This window comes from Emticicia sp. TH156 (genome assembly GCF_002855535.1).
Lineage (GTDB): Bacteria > Bacteroidota > Bacteroidia > Cytophagales > Spirosomataceae > Emticicia > Emticicia fluvialis.
The window spans coordinates 54,742-77,056 of record NZ_PKRS01000012.1; the positions used below are offsets into that span (position 1 = coordinate 54,742).

Genomic DNA, 22,315 nt, shown 5'->3' on the forward strand with positions numbered 1-22,315 from the left:
ATAAAATATTAACTTAAATAACAAATTCTTATTGAACAAATGTTTGTATTATTTGAAATTTTTGTTTATTTGCTGATTTTTGGCATTAAATACCGCACCATCAGCTTATAATTAGGGTTCTTTACTCTGGCTCAGGCCTTCTGAACAGGGTTTTTACCTGAACCAGTATTTATGCTGAAAACCGAACGCCTTCGAAAAATACACCCCTGTATTTCCGCATCCCACAAAAAAGCCTGAACTTTGTGCTTTTTATAAACAGATATTGATTAATGAAATACCATAGAGTATTGGTTGAGGCCATTGTGTACGCGTTGCAACAAATTTTTATTGAAAACCGGCAGGCCGACAAAGTAATAGAATATGTGCTGAAATCGAACAAAAAATGGGGCAGCCGCGACAGAGCCTTTATTGCCGAAAACACTTATGAGATTGTACGCTGGTGGCGATTACTGAAATTTGTAACTCAGCTCTCTGGCTCTAAAGTTACAGAGGCGGCTCAATTCTGGCAGATATTCGGTGCCTGGCGCGTCTTGCAGGGAGATAAACTACCCGACTGGCAGGAGTTTGCAGGTCTGAATCTAAAAAATATTACTGCCCGTTTTGAGGAAGCCCAGCACACCAGAAAAATAAAAGAATCGGTGCCGGACTGGATAGATGAAACCGGTGAAAAAGAATTGGGTGAACAATGGAACGCCGAACTGCAGGCCATGAACCACCAGGCTCCGGTTGTGTTACGCACCAATACCTTAAAAACCAGTGTAGCTGAACTACAAAAGAAACTAAACGAAGCCGGTATTGAAACAGCAACTCTGCCTGACGCCCATGAGGCATTGGTATTAAAAAAGAGGGCTAATGTATTTGCCACTGAGGCATTTAAAAACGGACTCTTTGAAGTGCAGGATGCCGGCAGCCAGTTGATAGCGCCGTTTCTGGATGTTCAGCCGGGTATGCGTGTTATAGACGCCTGCGCCGGTGCAGGAGGCAAAACATTGCATCTGGCTACGCTGATGGAAAACAAAGGCCGCATTATAGCTATGGATGTAGAAGATTATAAACTGCAGGAACTACAAAGACGTGCCCGCCGCAATGGTATTGGTAATGTAGAGACTAAACTGATAGAGGCCAAGACCATTAAAAGACTCAAAGAAAGTGCCGACAGACTGCTATTAGATGTGCCGTGTTCCGGCCTGGGTGTTTTAAGACGAAACCCCGACGCGAAGTGGAAACTAAAGCCTGAGTTTCTGGATAACATCAGAAAAACCCAGACCGAAATTATAAGTAACTACTCAAAAATGCTGAAACCCGGCGGCAAAATGGTTTATGCCACCTGTAGTATACTGCCCTCTGAAAGCGAAGCGCAGGTGAAGCAGTTTCTGGCAACCCATGCAGGTTTTGAACTCATTGGCGAGCAGCGCACTTCGCCTGCCAAAGAGGGGTATGATGGTTTCTATATGGCACTACTGCAAAAACAGTAAAACCCGATTGCCTGTGAACGAAAAAGAGGAACTCCCGCCCCTCTTTTTCGTTAATATCTTACAAGCACTGCCATCAGCCTGCTATTATACTTTTCTTTTAGCAGCGGCACGCTTTGCCGTATTCAGCAACTGGGGGGCTTCGGTATATCCTAAAACCGACTGCACCACTTTCCCGTTGGTTGGGTCAATAAAAAACAAGGTTGGGTAGGCCTGTACATCATAAATGCCAGACAACTTCACGCCCTCGCCTTCTTCCATGTCGATAGCTACATTCACAAAGTTCTGGTTAAAGAATTCGCCCAATTGCTTATCAGGGAATACTTTTGCCTGAAGCGCCTTGCATGGGCCACACCAGGTAGTGTAGGCATCCATAAAAATCAGCTTTTTCTCTGCTTTGGCCTTTTTAATTATTTCTTTCCATGAAGTTTTCTCTTCAAACTTAATACCTGTGGCAGATGAATGCTGAGCAAAGGTTGACCAACTCAAAAACAGCCCTAGAGTTGCCAGAAACAATCTTTTATTCATTTCTAAATCGATTTAAAATTTTTGCAAGAATAACGATAAAAATCGGAGTTTTAGTTTGTTACGCCAAAAAAACATGATAATCGTTTGACACCCGGTTTACCTCTTATAAAGTTTTACTTTGAGATATAACCAGACAGACCGACATTTAGCCTGTTAAACCAATACCTCATGAAAAAAATACTATTTCTTCTGCTACTTTCATTTTCTGCTACCGGGCAATCAAACCAAAAAAAAATTGATTCAGTAAGGGTGCTGGTCGAGAACGCATTCAACGAAAAAAATCCGGCTAATCTCTTTCAACTGACCGGAGAAGTGTTCAGAAAGCAACTGCCCGAAACTGAACTAAAAAATGTAATAACGCAGCTTCATAACCAACTGGGTATATGGAAATCTTCAGTTTTTGTAAAAAGCGTTGATGGTGTGGCTTTCTACAAAGGTATTTTTGAAAAAGCAACTCAGGACGTTTATTTAGCATTAGACGCATCAGATAAAATATCTACGCTACTTTTCAGACCTAATACCGATAATAAACCTAAAAAAGATTATCTGGTTGCAACCGATAACAAGATGCAGACCGTCGTAGATGTTAAGGTTGATAGTATAGTAAGGCCATATATCCAGTTAAAACATACCACAGGGCTGGCTTTGGCCATTGTTACTGATGGCAAGGTATATACCTATAATTATGGCGAAACCAAAAGAGGAAACCACCAATTACCAGACCCAGACAAAACGTTGTTCGAGATAGGCTCTATCAGTAAAACCTTTACTGCTATTCTATTGGCTGATGAGGTAGTAAAAGGCAAAATGGCGCTCGATGACCCAATTAACAAGTATCTTCCCGACTCTATTCCTACAATGGCATTCAAGGGTGTACCGCTTACGCTTAAAAGTTTGTCAAACCACAGTTCGGGGCTTCCGAGGCTGCCCATTAACCTTTACAAAAAAGGAGACCCCATAGATGACCCCTACAAAAATTATGATACCGAACGGATGTACACCTATCTGAAACACTTTAAGCCGTTCCGTGAGGTAGGCCTCAACTATGAATATTCTAATTTTGCCGTGGGATTGTTAGGTAATATTTTAGCTGTACAAAACCACACCACCTACGAAAAACTTCTGGCTGATAAAATTACCGGCCCTCTGGATATGAAGCATACATTCATCACTATTCCCGCAAAACAGGCAGGCAACTTTGCGCAGGGCTACAACGAAAAAGGTGAAGCCACCTCTCCCTGGGACCTGAACAGCCTGGCAGGGGCGGGCGGCATACGGTCGACAATTAACGACATGGTTAAGTACATACAAGCCAACATGAACAAGGCACCTGCAAATCTGCAAAAAGCAATAGACCTGACCCACACCATTACATTTGAACAAGGCCAACAGATTATTGGTCTGGGCTGGCATTTAACTAAAAATAGAAACATTTATCAACATTCGGGAGGAACAGGGGGATTCAGGACTTTGGTTGCTTTTGATAAAACCAAAAAAACAGCGGTTGTGGTTTTGTCTAACTCAGCCGAAGAAGTAGCTCCTATAGGTTTTGAACTATTAAAAATAAACAAATAAAAACCCCAGGTTTGGCTGATTGGATTATAACCAATGTGGATATTAAACAACAATAACAGTTTGTTTTAAAGAAAATACAGCGCTTAAAACAGGTTGGCTGCATTGATACAAAACAAAACCCCGGATACACATACTGCGTAGCCGGGGTTTATTTATTGCTTTAATACTTAGCTCTTATTTCAACTGGAACTCAATACGAGTGTTGGTTTTCTTGCCATCCGGAGTTGTATAAGGAGTTGAAGGATCTTCGTCTCCTTTTCCTTCGTAGGTCATGCGTGCTTTGCTGATACATTTCTTTTTCAAGAAGTAAGCATAAACAGCGCAGGCACGCAATTTAGCAGCACGAAGGTTGGCGGCTGTGCTTGGGCCATCGTTGTATGCCACTACAGTAAGCATACTATCTGGGCATCTTTGCAACAATGTACAAACGCGGTCAAGTTTTTTGTAGGATGTTGGTTTCAGTTTGTTGGTTCCGCTGTAGAATTCAATTCCCTGAGCTGCTGCGCTTAGTTCATCCAATTCTTCTTTGGTAATCATACATCCGCTTAGCGTTCTGTAACCCGGAGCCATACCATTTACGTAACCTTCAGGACAACCATCGTTTGACGCAAGACCAGGCAGGTCAGGACATTTATCTTTATCGTCAGCTACACCGTCATTGTCGCGGTCTGGGCAACCTTTAGCAGCTACAGAACCGGCAACTCTAGGGCAAGCATCATCTTTATCAGGAATACCGTCGCCGTCTGTATCAGGACAACCTTTCAATGAAGCCGGACCAGGCTCGTTAGGACAAGCATCTTCTTTATCTGTAATACCGTCACCGTCTGTGTCAGGGCAACCATTCAAGGCTTTCAAACCAGGCACGTCAGGACAAGCGTCATCTTTATCAGCTACGCCGTCTTTGTCGCGGTCTGGGCAACCCTGCAAAGAAGCAGGACCCGCTAAAGTTGGGCAGGCATCATCTTTATCTGCTACCCCGTCACCATCTGTGTCAGGACAACCATTCAAGGCCATTGGACCAGCCTGAGTAGGGCAGGCATCATCTTTATCAGGGATACCGTCACCGTCTGTATCAGGACAACCCTGGAATTTACGAAGCCCTTTTTCATTAACACAGGCGTCGCAACGATCAACAACACCGTCTTTATCTGTGTCTTTATCGCCAAAACGGTAAGATACCAGTAAATTACCTACCGCATAACCATCATTATAAGCTTTATTAGACACAAGGCTTGTAGTAGCGCGGCTTGTTCCATCAAGATAATCAGAGAATGCGTAGCGGTAACCCACTTCAAGACCCAATGTCCATCTTTCTGCTACATTATATTTTACACCTAACCCAAACGGAATTGCAAGCGCACCTTTTTTAAGATTTGCTTTGTCTTCATCCATCCATGATTGCAACGGAGGGGCAGTAGCACCCGACTGAACCGTTACTGTAGGATTAGTGAAAACACCTGCAAGACCACCATATAGATAAGGTGTCAGGTTTCTTTTAAAGCCTCCGTCACAGAAATACTTGCGCTCGCCGAAAGGATATACTTCAGCCAGTAAGGATAATTCTGAAAGAGGTGAGGTAAATTTCAGACGACGATAATTCCATCTTCCGTTAGGGTTATCCAAATCGTTTCCGGCTAAACCACCAAAGAAGACCTGACCTCTTACCGCAAAATAGTTACCCAGATGACGACGAACAAATGCGCCGAACATAGGACGGTTTTGTGAAAGATAAGATGCATCTTCTTGCATGTCTCCATAGTTCTGGTTAACTCCAAGCAGGAGGCCTGCCTCCCATTTGTATGGCTTGCAAACTTTACAGGTGTCTTGAGCTTGCGTTGTCAGAGCAAAGACGAATAACGACGCAAATACTAGTATTGCCTTCTTCATGTTGGGGAATTTTTTGTTAATTCAAAAATAAAATGTTGTAAAAAAATTGGACTAAATAAAATATTAAGGTCACAATCTGTTCGGAATATGGTGGCAAATAAAAAACAAATAGTTAGAAATTTAAAAAAAACGGGCTCATTTTTTTTGAAAATATGATTAATTGGTAAAAACACCCGGATAAACCCGCATTTAGCCCTGAATATTTCTGAACTACACCTGCCTATCAAAATTTCAATGTAAGGCATTGGCTAAATCGAGCATAAAAACATACTCTTTCGCTATCAGCTTCAGAGAAGAAAAACGACCTGATGCGCCCCCATGCCCTGCCTCCATGTCTGTGTACAATAACAGCAGGTTTTGGTCGGTTTTTCTGGTGCGTAATCGGGCCACCCATTTTGCGGGCTCAAAATACTGCACCTGTGAATCATGTAAACCGGTAGTTATCAACATATTAGGATAATCCATAGCGTCGATATTGTCGTAAGGTGAATAAGACAGCATATAGTCATAAGACGCTTTGTTTTTGGGGTTACCCCATTCTTCAAACTCTCCGGTAGTTAGCGGTATGCTTTCATCAAGCATGGTAGTTACAACATCTACAAATGGTACGGCTGCTACTATGCCTTTGTATAAATCAGGTTGCAAATTAGTAATGGCACCCATCAGTAACCCACCTGCGCTACCCCCCATGGCAAACAATTTGCCGGGGCTGCAGTACTGGTTAGCAATTAGGAACCGCGAACAGTCAATGAAGTCATAAAATGTATTTTTCTTATTAAACATTTTGCCGCCGTCATACCATTCGCGGCCCATTTCCTGCCCCCCGCGTATGTGAGCAATGGCATATACAAACCCCCTGTCGAGGAGGCTTAAACGTACTGAACTAAAGGTGGCATCGGTTGAGTATCCGTAAGAACCATAAGAATACTGTAACAAAGGGGCCGTGCCGTTTAGTAATGTTTCTTTACGATAAACAATTGATACAGGCACCTTTACTCCGTCGCGAGCTGTTACAAAAACCCGTTCAGATACATAATTGTTTTTATTGAAGTCGCCCAAAACGGCTTGCTGTTTTTTCAGTTCTACCTCACGGGTATCGAGGTTATAGTCAAATGTAGAGCCAGGCGTTGTGAGCGATGTATAAATGTATCTGAGTACATGGGTGTTAAAGTCTGGATTAGCGCCAATGTAGGCATCATAGGCGGGTTCGCCGAACTCAATATAATGGTCATTGCCGTTGGACTGATTAATTACCCGCAATTGAATAAGCCCCTCTCTCCTTTCCTGCAATACCAGATGGTTGGTGAATACCTCCATCGACTCCAGAAAAACATCTTTTCTGTGGGCAATTACCTCTTTCCATTTTGTTTTATCGGCTGCTTCATTTTCCTTTACCTCTAATAGTTTAAAGTTAGCGGCCTTGTTCTGATTAGTGCGGATATAAAATTTTTCATGCAAATGCTCAATTACATATTCATGCCCGCGTTCTCTTTCGGCAAATACTTTAAATTCGCCCAATGGCTTTGCAGCCTCTAACAACCTGTATTCGGTAGATACGCCGTTGTGGTCGCAACTGATGGCAATGTATTTTTTTGATTTCATTCTATAAAGCCCCATGTAAAACTGGTTGTCTTTTTCTTCATATACCAGTACGTCGGTCTTTACATCGGTACCTAATTCGTGGCGCCATACCTGATACCCCAGCAGCGTTTGCTGGTCGCGGCGGATATAAAAAAATGTTTTGTTATCTGCCGCCCAGGCATAGCAGCCACCCTCGGTATTTTTTATCTGTTCCTTATATAATTTACCTGTTTTCAAGTTTTTGAATCTGACGGTATAGTTGCGTCTGCTAACGGTATCTATTCCATAGGCCATCACCTCATCGTTATCGGTAATTTCGTATCCACCAATATTAAAGTAAGGTTTACCTTTCCCCAGCTTATTGCCGTCAAGCAATATTTCTTCAGGTGCTTCTAAACTTTCTTTTTTACGACAATAAATAGGATATTCTCCCCCCTCTATGTAACGGAAATAAAAAAAGTACGCCCCATCTTTAACCGGTACCGATTCGTCTCGTTCCTGAATACGGCTTTTCATTTCCTGAAATAGCTTTTCTTCAAAATCCTTTACCGGAGCCATCACCTGCTCAAGGTAGGCATTTTCAGCATTCAGATATGCTATAACCTCGGGATTTTCTCTTTCATTAAGCCAATAGTATTCATCTATGCGGGTGTGGCCGTGTACTGATAATTCTTTGAGTTGCGGTTTTGCTACGGGCGGGGTAATCCCATCGTGTTTCATTAGTTGTACTGTACTCATATTGTTATTTTTAGGAATTTTCTTTCTGAATTAAGGTAATATATGAATTTTAAACCGGCTTACCTTCGCCGGCTTTTGGTTTTTATATTAACCGTTAATAAACGGTTTTTTGTTCAACAAAGAAATAATTACGATTTTTATACCTAATATTACGGGTATAAACTAAATGAAATTAAAATAAATACAGTGTAGATGAGAAAGAGAATTTTACTTTTGACAGTTGTTGTAAGCGTCTCGTTGTTTTCTGCTTTTACTTTACCCAAAGACGAGTTGGAAGAAGTTTTCGGAAAAATCAATGATGATGTCCTGAATCGCGGCCGTGCTTATGAAACGCTGGGTGAAGCCACCTCAAGCATCGGGCATCGCCTTACAGGAAGCCCGAATGGTAAAAAAGCTGAGGATTTTGCCTATAACTTGTTGAAGGAATACGGTTTTGCCGACGTAAAATATATGCCTTTTGAGGTTGAATCGTGGGCAAGAGACACCGTTAGCCTGGCTATTGTACCCAAAGGCAGTGATAATTTCAGAGATGTTGAGGTTGTGGCACTGGCGCATTCGCCGGTTTCGTCGCACATCAAAGGCCCGATTGTAGATTGTGGCGACGGTGTAGAGGCTGACTTTGAAAAAGTAAAAGATCAGGTTAAAGGTAAAATTGCGTTGTTCAATATCAACCTGCAATCGCCGGAAAACAAAGGCAAGAAAAACCTGCATCGCTCTGAAAAAACGGCATTGGCCATTAAGTACGGCGCAGCAGGGGTAATTATTGCCAACGCGGTTGAAGGAGGCGTACTCCTTACAGGAACCGCCTCTGTTACCGGCGCGCTGATTCCGATTCCTGCTGTTTGTGTTTCGGTTGAAAGTGGCAAGCAGATTCGGAAATGGATGAACGACGAGCCTAATCTGCTGGCTGTAATTGATATGCAGAATTTCAGCCGCCCTATTAAAGCCAGAAACGTGATAGCTACCCTTCCCGGAAGCTCTAAAAAACTTAAAGATGACAAAATTGTAATTGGCGGACACCTGGACTCGTGGGACCTGGCAACAGGTGCAATGGATAACGGTATTGGCTCTTTTACAGTTTTAGACGTAGCACGGGTGTTTCAGGCATTGAAACTGAAAACCAAAAGAACTATTGAGTTTGTGATGTTTATGGGCGAAGAACAAGGCCTGCTGGGCTCTAAGGCCATGGTGAAAAAATATCTGGATGAGGGGAAACTGGATAAGGTTCAGTTAATGATGAATCTGGACATGGTAAACAATGCCCGCGGGTTTAATGCAATGGGGCGCCCTGAACTGAGGGCTTTCTTTGATGAAGTAGGCAATAAAATCAGAAAAATTGATTCCAGCTATACCAACACCAATCCGAACGGAGCCGGTTTGCACTCAGACCACCAGCCGTTTATGATACAGGGGGTGCCGGTTTGCTCGCCGTCGGGCAGTTTCCCGGTAAAAGCCTACAACTGTTATCATGCCAACTGCGACCGCTTTGATTTAATTGATAAAAAACAAATTAACAATAATGTTCGATTCACAGCCATGATGCTTTATGCCCTGGCCAATGCTGATGCACTGCCAACAAAGAAAATGAATGATGAAGAAACCAAAGAGTTTTTGATCAAGCAGAATCTGAAAAACGAGCTGATAATTGGCAAAGACTGGCGTTGGAAAGAATAAGATTTTTTACCGGGGCTCTCATGAAAATGAGAGCCTTTTTTATGGATGATTAATGCTGGTGGCTATGGCAGGCTCTTTTATGAAAATACCAGTTTAAACCATAAGCAAGGGCCATCAACAGGCCGCCACTTACATTAAGAATGGTTTCGTAGGCGTTAGAAACAAAAAAGATACCCAGCATATTAAATGCCAATGCCAAAGTTAGCAGAGCAAGGGGAAGTGAATTACGATGATTTTTGTAATCTTTTAACAAAAGATAAACCGCCAGGCAGGCACTTATGGCAATCAGAAAAAACTCTGATTTTTCGCTGATGGAATTTTTACTCAGATAAGGTAATGAGGTAATTATAAAAGGCATAGCCAGACAATGCACCATGCAGAGTATAGAAAGCCACAGACCTACTTTATTGAGATTATGATAATGAGTGAATATTTTCCGCATACTCCATGTAAAATTGTATCACAGAAACCGTGACACAAAGATAGAACAAATATGCAACATCATTGCAATTGTTTTAGTTCAATCTTATCTGTTCTTTCGGTTTTCCTGATTCGGTTGTGCGGGGCTGTGCTGATTAATCAATATTCGTGGGGCTGTTTCAGGTTATTTGCTTTGCAAAAAAAGGGCTGGCTTCTTAGTCGGCCAACCCTTAATTATATTAAAAACCCTCTTTTTCTGCTTCTTCTTTCTTTTTCTTTTCTTCTTTTTTCTGCGTTGCCTCTTTGGGCGCGTCTGCCAGCTTCTTGGGGTCAACTTTGGTTCCTTTAGGTGGTTCTTTCAGGCCTCGGTAGGTTTCCAGGAACATCTTCCTGAAGAGAATGGCCTCTGAGTGGTCGACGGCTATAACCTGATACCCACGGTCTTTTCTGCGCTCTCCTTTAGTTACCAGCGCATTGAAGGCATCATCAGAAGATATAATACCCATTTCATTTTCTTTATACCCCATATAATACCAGCTTTCTGGCGATAACTCCAGAAAAACATAGACCTCGTCGCCGGTAACTGGGTTTTTCCGTATTTCTACATACCCGTTTATTTTGGCATTGATATCTGTCTCGCCAATGTTTGATACTCCCAGCTTGCCCACGCTTCTGTAGGCGTTCTGTTTAGGCTCCCAGACCAACTGTAGGTCGCTGAATACGATGGTATTGATAAAGCGGGGCGAAAACCTGAATAACGGCACATATTCTTTAGCAGACCGCAGCTTGTAGTCTTCAATGTCTTTTTCGCCTACGATATACGAGATTTTTGAAATTAACTCAGGCGAATTAAGCTCAATGGCGGCTTCGTTTACACCCAGGTCAAGGTTAGTTTTTACAATTTTAGTAGCCATATTAGCCAGTATAGGCTGTGCCACCGGGAAGTTTAACAGCATCATGGTATTAAACTGATGCCTTGATGAATCGAGTCTTAAAGTAGCAAATCCTGTGGTTTGCATATACTGTGCCAGTTCTTTACCCAACAGGTTGTATTTGCCTTCCAGGTTAATAATACCCTTGTCTTCAATCAGTTCATATTTATTAACAGCCGTGGCTTTGGGGTCATCAGGCTTTATACTGAACAGCCTGTTAGTTTCGTCTCGGCGCAAGACACCGTTTACCACAAAAACATCCTGGTCTTCTTCGGTTTCTTTGGCAGACAAAAACGTAGGGTACAATCCATTGGTAGAAGTTGTAGTTCTGAAATGCAACCCGGCAAACAGCGGTTCTTCATCACTTTTCAGGTTTTTATCAACTGTAATAACCACTTCTTCAGATTTTTCTCCTTTGTATGGTATCCAGTAACCACCCAGTTTAGGATATTTTTTAAGTACCGGCAATACGAAACCATCCATAGCCAGGGTTTTAACAGGCGCCCACATAGAAATTTCTCCCTGATAGATGATTTTTGGTGACAGATACACGCTATCGCGGTCTCTGACGGTGGCATGAGCATAAGTAGAATACCCCTTCTCTTTCGTTTTCCTGCCGTCAGGTCCTGCCGGGAGCTTTACCTCTCTTAACTCAAAGTCACCCATTTTTATATTGAAAGTATCTTTTCTGGCATTCACAAACTGATAGGAGGCATCGCCGGTAAATCTGCTTTTGGAAAGAATCTGTATGTTACCATTGCTCAGGTTATGGAAGCCATTCAGGGTGTCAATTGTCAGTCGGGCGTTTTTAAAAGGCAGCATTTCGGCGTCTTTTCTGATAGCCACCTGCCCTTTGTTAGGCATGATTCTGGCATCTGCCGATTGAATGTATGGCACTCCGCCGATATTCAAGGTTAATTGCTCAATATCATAAACTGCCGAACTTCCTTTGAAAGCCAGCCCTTCCTGAGCAGAATTAGTTGATGCAAATAGTGTAGAGGCTAAATCGCCTTTCATGCTTATCTGTTTTTTCTTAATATTCCACTCTGCTTTGTCTATATTGGTTTTATAGGCTGCATAAGGAAACTCCAAAGAGGTCTGCCTTGTGGTATCATTAAAGCTATTGCCTTCATTACCCACAATATTTACCAGACTTTTGGTGATATTGAAATTAATATCTACGTTTTTTGCCAACAATACAGCTTTGGTTAAGGGAGAACTGGCCTTGATTTTAAACTGCGAGTTATCGGCAAAAAAGCCCTCTTTATTAAACTTGAATTGTTCAGAGCTGGTCTCTGAATCGTTACGAACCAGGTTACCTGCACCAAATAATCCGGTTTTTCTTAATAGTATTTTCCCTTTTAAAGATGAAGATGCCAGATAAAAATCAAACCCTTCAGTAGAGGCAATCAGCATTGAATCTGCTTTGGGTACCCATTTCAGGGTGTAGTCTTTTACATCTACTTTAGGGTAATAAGCCCCACCGGGCCTGGCGGTTTCCAGCACTTTACCCAACTTGCCTTTGGCTGTTAATGAGTCGGTAAAAAAGAAGATTTCGTCAGATGTTAAAGTGGCAGCCAGATGATTAATGTCTCCTGTGGTATGCAGGCCTTTGTCGTCCATCACCAGCTCAGAGGCAAACTTAACAGAGGTTTCGCTGCCATATATAGGATACTTACCACCGGGCACTTTATGCGAAAAGCCAATGGTGGTATCTGTCAGAATTTTTAGCTTTTCTTTAAACGGTTTAAATATATTGCCCGAATAGAAGGTGCCACTAAACTCCAAAGGTTTTACGTTCAGGCTGTCAAAGTCTATTTTCGGCACCTCAAATCGCACTTCACGGTTAAATGCCCGGTTGCCTCTGTAGGCATCATCAAAATAAACAATTACACCCTTATCTATTTTCAGGATAGGATACTGCGGCAAATGCATCCGGCCGGACTTGTTATCAGGTTTGTTGAGATACACCACGCCTGCGTTATCATATTTAAATTTACTGCCTATCTCTTTGGTAGCGCCTTTGGCATAGGCATCAGGGGGTGTAAAGGTAATTGAATCTATCCTGGGCAAAGAGAGCGAGTACTTCTCGTAATCGAGTACCAGTTCTTTACCAGAAAAACGAAAGTTTTTTGCCTTTAGCTGACCATCAAAGGCAAAGGTTCTGTTTTTACCTACTTTTACGATACCATCATAAGGCAATACATACGCTTCCAGCGAATCGCTCAGGTTAAAACGCTTCACACCCCTTATCAACAGTGATTTGTCTGTCAGGTTTAGGGAAGCATTAGCGGTAGAGTCTTTACTGCTGCCATAAACAGAAGGTATGAGCAGGTCGTCAAAATCTTTTTTACCAGTGTTGGCTGCCAGATAATGCTGGCCTTTTCTGGTAATGCTGTAGAGGTCTGTTATGGGGTTATAGTATAAAAAACCTTGCTGCTCGGCCAGCATAAAGCCAGATTTCAGGTTCTGGGTCGATACCCGGTTATTATTAAAAGCGCCTACCTCCTGCACACTGAAAGAAGATTTGTTGTTTTTCTGCACAAAATTAGAGGCCACAAGCAACGGATTAAAACTGCCACCACCGCTGAGCCTGCCTAACCTTTGGGCGTCAAAGAAATCGAGCGATTCAAACAAGGCTGGCACCTGCGTTTTGCCGGATACAATATAGAAATCCATTTTGCCTTCTGCCAGATTCCACCGCATGGCATCGCACTTGATACCCAACTGATGGTACGAATCTATAAACAGGGCATCTCTGTAACTGCCGGCTTCTATTTTATTCAATTTCAGCAGGCCGTCGGCAGGTATGTAATTGAGTTTTACGGCCGGATGATAGATGGAGTCCTGGCCGATGTAGGTTACAAAACTGGCCAATTGCGCATTGATGAAAGCATCATTAATTTCGAAGCGCGTACTACTGGTTTTAAAAACCGTTTTGCCATCTTGTTTTACTGTAATGTATGCATAACTATTGGTGGCAGATGAAGAAAAGATTCTTTTGCCGATAATAGAAAACCCACCTTTGTACTCAATACTTTTATCGATATTCTTGATGAAGGCGTCGCTCTGGTAAGACATAAAACGCGGATACAATGCCGGTACATTTTTGGCGCGCTTTTCGCCTTTAAACTCCAGCACTCCTTTTACCGGGGCTGTCAGGCGGTCGGGATAGGTAAAAGTAACATCTTCTGCTGTAAAACGCGGGTTTCTGACTTCAAAGGTATAGTCGGCCAGGGTTGCTGAAATCTGAGGTAGTCCGAGATTAGCCCAGGTGATTGTGCCGCCCTTACCTACAAAAATACCGTCTTTCAACGCTATGGTGCCTGAAGTTTGGCTAATAGCCACTGAGTCGCTGGCGGTGGCCATAACCAGGTCGGCATTGCTGAACTCAACAGCCACACCAGACAACACCGGCATGGGTTTCTTAGTCAACTCCGGTAACCCATTGCCAGCAGAAGGCGGCGGTGTTACTGGTACGGGGGAGTCCCATCCATCAAATAATTTTGATTCTTCTTCAGGGGCAGAAGCTGCAGTTGAGGCAGGTGGAGCAGATTTTGCTGTTTCGGGCATTTTACCAGAGAACGTGAAATCGAATGTACCCCCAAGTACATATAACCGGTTAAAGCCCGAGGCATAGATTCTGCGCTTCTCCAGAAAATCCTTGAAGGTTTCAAAAACACGGGTAGCTGTTTTTAGGTCATATTGCTCAACCGTCTTTTGCGCCACCCCCAGAAAATTATCAAGGCGTGTATTGTTATAGTTTTCTTGTGTTATCAGTTTATCAATCAGCAGAAAGAGGTAATAAAACTGTGCCATTTTATGCCCTTTCAGCCCCATCCGCCTGGTTGTATTCATCAATACCGTTTTCTGGCTGTCGGTAAAGCGGGTTGTCCAGTAAACCTCAAACTTATCGCCCATGGCAATGGCTATTGCATTTTTTTCTGCGCCCATTACCGTCTTAATCTCACTGATAAAGGTCTGTGGGTTTTCCGACAACCTGATTGATTGTGCCCTTGCCCCAACCGACAAAAGAATACCACAACAGAAGATAATAGTTAGGTGCCGCATATGAAAAGAACTGCGATTGTAATCGCCCTTTTAAATTACTTATATTTAAAAACGACTGCCGCCCAGTTATTCTTGCTTAGATGAGCCAGTTTTTTTAGCCCCACCGACTCGGCAACTGTTTGAATATCAGCGATATCTTTTTCATAAAACCCACTTACTATCAGTTCGGCGCCCGGAGCCATGAATTTAACATAAGCCGGTATCTGGCTGATAAGGATATTCCGGTTAATATTGGCCAGTACAATTTCGTAAACGTCTTGCGGCTGGTCTTCTATGGTTCCCTGCCTTACACTTACGTTTGTTACATTATTCAGCCGTATGTTTTCTATGGTATTTTCAACAGACCACTCGTCAATATCAAAAGCACTAATATGGCTTGCTTGCAGTTTTGACGCCAAAACAGCCAGAATACCGGTACCTGTGCCAACATCAAGCACTTTTTTGCCCGTATGGTCAATGTTAAGCTGATGCTCCATTACCATAGAGGTGGTTTCATGATGCCCCGTACCGAACGACATCTTGGGTGTAATAATGATTTCATAAGGAAACCCGGGCCTGGGTTCGTGAAAATCAGCCCGAACAAAAATCTGTTCACCAATCTGAATCGGCTGAAAATTCTTCTCCCATTCTGCGTTCCAGTTCTGCCTTACTATCTTTTTAAACTGATACGAAATACCCGTGCGCGCTGCGTAGCTTTCCAGCATTTGCTTCACGGCCATATCATTGAAAATTTCTTCCTGAATGTAGGCCTCCAGCCCGTCTTCGGTTTCAACGAACGATTCAAAACCTAACTCGGCCAATTCTGCCATCAGAATTTCCACAAAATCGGCATCTGCCTGTAACGTTAATTCTATATAATCCATGCTGTAAAGTTCGGAAATTCTTCTTACTTACAAAGTATTTATCTTAAAGTGTAACAGGTACTTTTACCTCGCTGTTCTCCCAAAGCAAAACCATGTTTGCTCCCCCGGCCATTGCAGCAAAGTCTATTTTAAATTGCTCTACGGTTCCGGTGGTTTTGCCGGCTGGCACATCTACCCTTAGTACATCTTGCAACTCGTCATATTTGGTACCCCACTGCCCGGTTTGTCTGTTCAGCACTATAGTCCATACATCCGCATTGGGTACTGTCCATAAAGTATATGTTCCGGCTTTTAGTGGTTTGCCTGCAATTTTTACATCTTGCTTTACCGTAAAGAGCGTGGCCTCGTTAGCACCAGTTCTCCAGACTTTGCCATAAGGCACCAACTGGCCAAAAACCACACGGTCTTTTTTGTAAGGGCGGCAGTAATCTACCTGAACCGATAAGCCATTCTGATTAAACGATGCGGTATCAGCAGGGCTTTTGCTTTTGGTATATGCCCTTACGCCAAAAAAAGCCAGAGCTAATACAGCCACCCCGGCAAGAAGTATTCCTATCTTTTTGTTCATACGAGAAAAATTTAAAGTGATTGATTAAAGCTGAGCCACTATTTAAAGACGCTGCTTTTTTATAAGAACTCATCTCTGAGGTGGTTCGTTTGAAGAGCCACTAAAATTAAATAAAGTTTTTTTCTGTTTTCATTTTAGAAAACGTCAATTTTGCGGTGCAAATGCTTTGTACTTTTTTTGAAAACCAATAAGTGTAAAATTGTAAGCGGCCCTGAGCAAGTGTAAGCCTTTGGGGTTGAATTTATTTGCAAGACAGGAACAATTTGGTTTAAAATTAAGGTTAATTAGATAATTAAAAACAGTTAAGAGGGCAAAAATACATACAAATGCTAGATATTATTCATTTACTACCTGATTCGATTGCCAATCAGATTGCGGCGGGAGAAGTTGTGCAAAGACCGGCTTCAGTAGTAAAAGAATTATTGGAGAATTCGATAGACGCCCAGGCCCAGACCATACAACTGATTGTAAAAGATGCCGGCAGAACCCTGATACAGGTAATTGACGACGGCGTGGGGATGTCGGCCACTGATGCACGCATGAGTTTTGAACGGCACGCTACCTCAAAAATTAAAACAGCCGATGATTTGTTTGCCATCCGTACCATGGGGTTCAGGGGCGAAGCGCTGGCTTCAATAGCCGCGGTGGCTCAGGTAGAATTACGTACACGCCGACAAAATGACGAGGTGGGAACGATGATTAGAATTGAAGGCTCTGAATTAAAAAGTCAGGAGTCTGTATCGTGTACCAAGGGTACAAATTTTCAGGTAAAAAATCTGTTTTTTAACGTACCTGCCAGAAGAAACTTCCTGAAGTCGAACCCGGTTGAAATGAAGCATGTGCTGGACGAGTTTCAGCGTGTAGCACTGGCACACCCCGAAATTCAGTTTACGCTTTACCATAACGATGTGGAGGTTTATAACCTGCCGGCCGGAAAACTAAGCCGCAGGATTATTGATATTTTTGGCAAGAACTACCGCGAGCAATTAGCTAATTGCGAAGAAGAAACACCTTTTGTAAATGTAGAAGGCTTTGTGGGTAAGCCGGAGTCGGCCAAGAAAGGGCGCGGTGAGCAGTTTTTCTTTGTCAATAAACGGTTTATCAAGCATAATTACCTGCATCATGCCGTGTTAAGTGCCTTTGAGGCCACAATACCCGAAGGCAGCAGCCCGTTTTACGTATTATTTCTTGAGATTGACCCATCACATATAGACATTAACATTCATCCGACCAAAACGGAGATAAAATTTGATGACGAAAGAGCCGTGTATGCCATCATCAGGTCGGCAGTAAGACGGGCCATTGGCGTATATAACCTGACACCTACTATTGATTTTGAATCTGATATCAATTTTGGCAATATCACTTCAACCGGCAGGTTCAGCGACACACCAACGCCCATCAGCCAGTCCATTTCAGATTTTGAAAAACCACGAAGAGGTCTTGAGTCGCTAGCCTCAATGAGTGATTCATTACGAGACAGAGGAAATACCGAAAACTGGCGTAAACTGTTTGAAGGTATGGAGAGTTTCAAGCCCAATAACCAGAGTACGCTGGGTTTTCAGAGTGCCGCCGCTCCTGCCGATGCGCCCATAACACTGGGCAGCAAAGCCAATGATATTATTCTTGACGAAAGCAAAAGACTGGCCGAAATAAAAGAAATAACGGCTATTCAGGTTCAGAACAGGTTTATTGTGGCGCAGGCCAAAAGCGGTTTGATGCTTATTGACCAGAGAGCCGCTTATGAGCGTATTCTTTACGAAAAGTATCATAACAACCTGAAAAATAAAAACTCTTTTACGCAACAACTGCTTTTCCCGAAAACAGTGGACCTCCATCCTGCTGATTTTCAACTGGTGCTTGAGATACAGGATGAGATTAAGGCATTGGGTTTTTCTTTTGAAGAATTCGGGCAGAACACCATCAAAATAAGCGGTGTACCACCAGAGGTGCAGGAAGAAAACGAAAAAGAGATTTTTGAGGGGTTATTACAACAATATAAAACCAACCAAAGCGATTTACATCTGGATGTGATTGAGAATGTGGCGCGCTCGTTCTCAAAAAAATCTTCTGCCAAATATATTGGCGAACTTTCGAAAATTGAAATAAATTTACTGATTCATCAACTTTTTGAAACGGCTGTTCCGGGTTATACTCCGAGTGGAGAACCGATCATGACCATTTTATCGGTAGAACGCCTGGCCGAACTCATTATTAAAAAATAAATCAAAAGATATGTTTTATTTAAGCCCTGTTGCCCGTAATTTACTGATAATAAATGTTGTAGTATTTTTTCTGTCGCGTTTTCTCAATGATGATTACATTACACAACAATTTGCGTTCTATAATCCGATTCTGCCTGGCGAATCGATGCTACTGAACCCGAATTTTAAGATATGGCAGCCCGTTACTTATATGTTTATGCACGCCAACCTTAACCACTTAATAAGTAATATGTTTGCTTTACTTATTTTTGGCTCGGGCATTGAAACATTTTTGGGTTCGAAACGTTTTTTAATATACTATTTAATAACGGGGGTCGGAGCTAGCTTTATTTACACTTTTGTAAATATTTACGATATGCTACAGTTCTCGCCGGAGTCAGATGCATACGCTTTACTGGCCTTAACGCCAATGGTGGGGGCATCGGGCGCGATTTTCGGTATTCTGATAGCATACGCTTATCTGTTCCCGAATAACGAGCTGATTATTTTCCCGCTCCCGATACCCATTAAGGCCAAGTATCTGGTCGCTTTTTATGGTATCTATGAGTTATACTCTGGGGTTCATGGCTCATCAATGGGAGTAGCTCATTTTGCACACGTAGGCGGCCTGCTGGTAGGCTTCATTCTGTTAAGATATTTCGGTTTCGGAAAAATGCGGTATTAATTTTTTATTTAAATTTGTTTAAGGAAAACGGAGAAGTTGGCAAATTTCTTAGAAGACATAAAAAGACCTTTTCGTCGTGGGAACACATTGGTGCAACTAATGCTCATCAATGCGGTGGTTTTCTTGTCTTTAATTCTGGCAGGCTTTATATTGTCTTTTGTTCCCGGCGGCAGTGTTATTGAAAGAGCCATCAATAACAACATTATATTGGTTGCGCCTTTAAGGGAGCTTGTGATGCAACCCTGGACCCTCCTTACCTACGGTTTTACGCATTACAGTTTCTGGCACCTGCTCTTTAATATGATGACCCTGTTCTGGTTTGGTACGCTGGTACAGGAGTTTATAGGCAGTCGTAAACTGTTAAGTATTTATATTCTCGGGGCGGTTCTCAGTGGCATTATTTACGTGGGTATTTATAACCTGCTTTTATTGGCGCCTCAGGTTAACAACATCAATTCAACAATACTTGGGGCCTCTGCAGCGGTGTGTGCGGTTATGTTTGCGGCCGTAACGCTTTTGCCTGAATACGAATTTTATTTTTTCGGGCTTTTTCTTATTAAAATAAAATACATTGCCTGGTTTTTTCTGCTACTTTCTTTTATAGTGCCCAGCAGTGGTATTTCTCATCTGGGTGGTGCTTTGGCAGGCTATTCTTACATTTATTTATTGCGCAAAGGGGTTAACCTGGGCAGCCCTATTGAAGCCGTTGCTGACTGGTGGAGTGATTTCTGGAGACCCAAGCCCAAAATGAAAATACCGCAAAGAAGATACAGTGAGTCTACGGTATCTAACAAAGGTATGAGCAGCTCAGGCCTGGACCCCAATTATTTTCCGGACCAGGATGAAGTAGATGCAATTCTGGACAAAATTGGAAAATCAGGCTATGAAAGCCTTACCAAAGAAGAAAAGCATAAGCTTTATCGTGCCAGCCAAAAGAAAGATTAGTTCAAGTAAATTCTGTTATTTTTTATACCTTTGTTGGCTTCATTTAACTTCATACTTCAAAATTAAGTATGGTTGGCAAACTGTTTGGGCGAAAATGTAAATTTTTACAATGAAAATAAACATTTTATAATTTCTTTAGTTTAAGCAGAACAATCGACTTGTAATTTGTTATAAAGATATGCTCATCACACCCGGCGAACTTCTGGAAAATATTGAAGAACCTTACGATCTAAGAAAACTTGACCGCTCAAAACTTCCGCAGGTTGCCGACGAACTCCGACAGTTTATTATAGATATTGTGTCTGTTTATGGTGGGCATTTTGGTGCAAGCCTTGGTGTGGTTGAGCTAACTGTAGCCCTGCATTACGTATTCAATACGCCGGATGACCAGCTCGTTTGGGATGTGGGGCATCAGGCCTATGGCCATAAGATTCTTACCGGCCGCAGAAAACAGTTTCATACTAACCGCTTTTATGGCGGTATTTCTGGTTTCCCGAAACGAAAAGAGAGTATATACGATACATTTGGTGTTGGGCATTCTTCTACCTCAATATCAGCTGCACTGGGTATGGCGGTTGGCTCGCTGCAAAACGGCAACAAAAAACGCCAGCACATTGCCGTAATCGGCGATGGCTCCATGACAGCCGGAATGGCCTTTGAAGCAATGAACCATGCCGGCGATGTAAAAGATGCCAATCTGCTGATTATTCTGAACGATAATTGCATGGCTATTGACCCCAACGTTGGGGCGCTGAAGCAGTATCTGACCGACATTACCACATCACAGACCTACAATAAGGCCAAAGATGATGTCTGGAATCTTCTGGGTAAAATGAGCACCTTTGGCAAAAGTGCCAGAGAAATTGTGCAAAAGGTAGAAAACGCCATGAAAGGCGCCTTGCTTAGCCAGAGTAATTTATTTGAAGCGTTGAATCTCCGTTATTTTGGCCCCATTGATGGTCATGACCTTGACCACATGGTAAGTGTAATGGAAGACCTGAAGAATATTCCGGGCCCGAAAATCTTGCACTGTCTTACAGTAAAAGGTAAAGGATATGCCCCGGCAGAAAAAGACCAGACCAAATGGCACGCCCCCGGGCTTTTTGATAAAGTTACCGGCGAAATAAAGAAAAAAGTCTATGACAAGCCAATGCCTCCAAAGTATCAGGATGTATTTGGCCATACCATTGTTGAGCTGGCCGAAGTAAACCCTAAAATTATTGGTGTTACACCTGCCATGCCCTCAGGGTCATCATTAAATATAATGATGAAAGCCATACCAGACAGGGCATTTGATGTAGGCATTGCCGAACAACATGCCGTTACGTTCTCTGCCGGAATGGCCACTCAGGGAATGGTAGTTTATTGCAATATCTATTCAACTTTTATGCAGCGCGCCTACGACCAGGTAATTCATGATGTGTGCATACAAGAGCTACCGGTTATCTTTTGCCTCGACAGAGCGGGATTTGCCGGTGCCGACGGCCCTACGCATCATGGCGCTTATGATATTGCCTACATGCGCTGCATACCGAATATGGTAATAGCCGCCCCTATGAATGAAGAAGAGCTGCGGAATATGATGTACACTTTCCAGCTGGATGAGTCGCAAAAGCTGAAAACAGCCTTTACGATACGGTATCCGCGTGGCGAGGGAGTTTTACCTGACTGGAGACGACCGCTCAGAAAAATGACCATCGGCAAAGGGCAAAAAATAAAAGATGGCGCAGACATTGCCATTCTAACTATTGGCCACATAGGCAATTATGCAGTAGAGGCCTGCCAAATGTTAGAGGCCGAGGGTATAAGCGCAGCACACTACGATTTAAGATTTGTAAAACCACTGGACGAAGCTCTTTTGCATGAGGTGTTCAGACAATTTGATAAAGTAATAACCGTAGAAGACGGTTGCCTGAAAGGTGGTATGGGAAGTGCCGTACTAGAGTTTATGGCCGACAATGAATATACCGCCAAGGTAAAACGCCTGGGTATTCCGGACCGTATAGTGGAACATGGAGAGCAGATTGAGCTGCACCGTGAGTGTGGTTTTGACCCTGAAGGTATAGCTGAAGCGGCCCGGGAGATGATTAATAACAGGATTCTGGTGTACTAAGAAATCTGTACATGTCTGATACTGAAATTAAGCGGCTATGGCCGCTTAATTAGTTTTAA

14 protein-coding genes are annotated in these 22,315 nt (G+C 42.7%); 7 read left to right on the forward strand and 7 right to left on the reverse strand.

What is annotated here, in order from left to right:
- Positions 1-269 precede the first annotated feature (269 nt).
- Positions 270-1,475: an RsmB/NOP family class I SAM-dependent RNA methyltransferase gene (locus tag C0V77_RS20070; protein ID WP_101728175.1), complete on the forward strand. Its 1,206-nt coding sequence runs from the start codon at positions 270-272 to the stop codon at positions 1,473-1,475.
- 84 nt (positions 1,476-1,559) lie between these two features.
- Here C0V77_RS20070 and C0V77_RS20075 read toward each other — a convergent pair whose 3' ends face one another.
- Positions 1,560-2,000, reverse strand: a complete 441-nt coding sequence (locus tag C0V77_RS20075; protein ID WP_101728176.1) for a thioredoxin domain-containing protein — start codon at positions 1,998-2,000, stop codon at positions 1,560-1,562.
- Between the two features lie 168 nt (positions 2,001-2,168).
- Between C0V77_RS20075 and C0V77_RS20080 the strand changes: the two genes are divergently transcribed.
- The gene (locus tag C0V77_RS20080) at positions 2,169-3,575 is read left to right on the forward strand and encodes a serine hydrolase (RefSeq protein WP_101728177.1); all 1,407 of its coding nucleotides are present in this window, start codon (positions 2,169-2,171) and stop codon (positions 3,573-3,575) included.
- A 174-nt stretch (positions 3,576-3,749) separates the two neighbouring features.
- On the opposite strand, the gene C0V77_RS20085 is transcribed toward C0V77_RS20080, so the two are convergent.
- On the reverse strand, positions 3,750-5,462 hold the full coding sequence (locus C0V77_RS20085; protein WP_101728178.1) for a DUF6089 family protein: 1,713 nt from the start codon (positions 5,460-5,462) through the stop codon (positions 3,750-3,752).
- A gap of 231 nt (positions 5,463-5,693) precedes the next feature.
- Positions 5,694-7,781 carry a S9 family peptidase gene (locus C0V77_RS20095; protein ID WP_229236335.1) on the reverse strand — a complete coding sequence of 696 codons (2,088 nt, stop codon included), beginning with the start codon at positions 7,779-7,781 and terminating at the stop codon, positions 5,694-5,696.
- A 192-nt stretch (positions 7,782-7,973) separates the two neighbouring features.
- On the opposite strand from C0V77_RS20095, the gene C0V77_RS20100 reads away from it, so the two are divergent.
- Complete coding sequence (locus C0V77_RS20100) at positions 7,974-9,455, forward strand: M20/M25/M40 family metallo-hydrolase (RefSeq protein WP_101728180.1); 1,482 nt, start codon at positions 7,974-7,976, stop codon at positions 9,453-9,455.
- Positions 9,456-9,504: 49 nt separating this feature from the next.
- On the opposite strand, the gene C0V77_RS20105 is transcribed toward C0V77_RS20100, so the two are convergent.
- The 4 genes from C0V77_RS20105 to C0V77_RS20120 all read right to left on the reverse strand — a co-directional run bounded on the left by C0V77_RS20105 (position 9,505) and on the right by C0V77_RS20120 (position 16,309).
- Positions 9,505-9,897: a MerC domain-containing protein gene (locus C0V77_RS20105; protein ID WP_101728181.1), complete on the reverse strand. Its 393-nt coding sequence runs from the start codon at positions 9,895-9,897 to the stop codon at positions 9,505-9,507.
- Between the two features lie 217 nt (positions 9,898-10,114).
- On the reverse strand, positions 10,115-14,878 hold the full coding sequence (locus C0V77_RS20110) for a hypothetical protein (RefSeq protein ID WP_143706141.1): 4,764 nt from the start codon (positions 14,876-14,878) through the stop codon (positions 10,115-10,117).
- A gap of 35 nt (positions 14,879-14,913) precedes the next feature.
- A complete protein-coding gene (gene prmA, locus C0V77_RS20115; RefSeq protein ID WP_101728183.1) occupies positions 14,914-15,741 on the reverse strand; it encodes a 50S ribosomal protein L11 methyltransferase in 828 nt (275 codons plus the stop codon).
- Positions 15,742-15,784: 43 nt separating this feature from the next.
- Positions 15,785-16,309 carry a DUF2911 domain-containing protein gene (locus C0V77_RS20120; protein ID WP_101728184.1) on the reverse strand — a complete coding sequence of 175 codons (525 nt, stop codon included), beginning with the start codon at positions 16,307-16,309 and terminating at the stop codon, positions 15,785-15,787.
- Between the two features lie 326 nt (positions 16,310-16,635).
- Between C0V77_RS20120 and mutL the strand changes: the two genes are divergently transcribed.
- The 4 genes from mutL to dxs all read left to right on the forward strand — a co-directional run bounded on the left by mutL (position 16,636) and on the right by dxs (position 22,256).
- Positions 16,636-18,534, forward strand: a complete 1,899-nt coding sequence (gene mutL / locus C0V77_RS20125; RefSeq protein WP_101728185.1) for a DNA mismatch repair endonuclease MutL — start codon at positions 16,636-16,638, stop codon at positions 18,532-18,534.
- Between the two features lie 10 nt (positions 18,535-18,544).
- Entirely contained in the window at positions 18,545-19,198 is a 654-nt protein-coding gene (locus tag C0V77_RS20130; protein WP_101728186.1) for a rhomboid family intramembrane serine protease, read from the forward strand.
- 36 nt (positions 19,199-19,234) lie between these two features.
- Complete coding sequence (locus C0V77_RS20135; RefSeq protein ID WP_143706142.1) at positions 19,235-20,143, forward strand: rhomboid family intramembrane serine protease; 909 nt, start codon at positions 19,235-19,237, stop codon at positions 20,141-20,143.
- A gap of 178 nt (positions 20,144-20,321) precedes the next feature.
- Positions 20,322-22,256, forward strand: a complete 1,935-nt coding sequence (dxs, locus tag C0V77_RS20140) for a 1-deoxy-D-xylulose-5-phosphate synthase (RefSeq protein ID WP_101728188.1) — start codon at positions 20,322-20,324, stop codon at positions 22,254-22,256.
- The last annotated feature ends 59 nt before the right edge of the window (positions 22,257-22,315 follow it).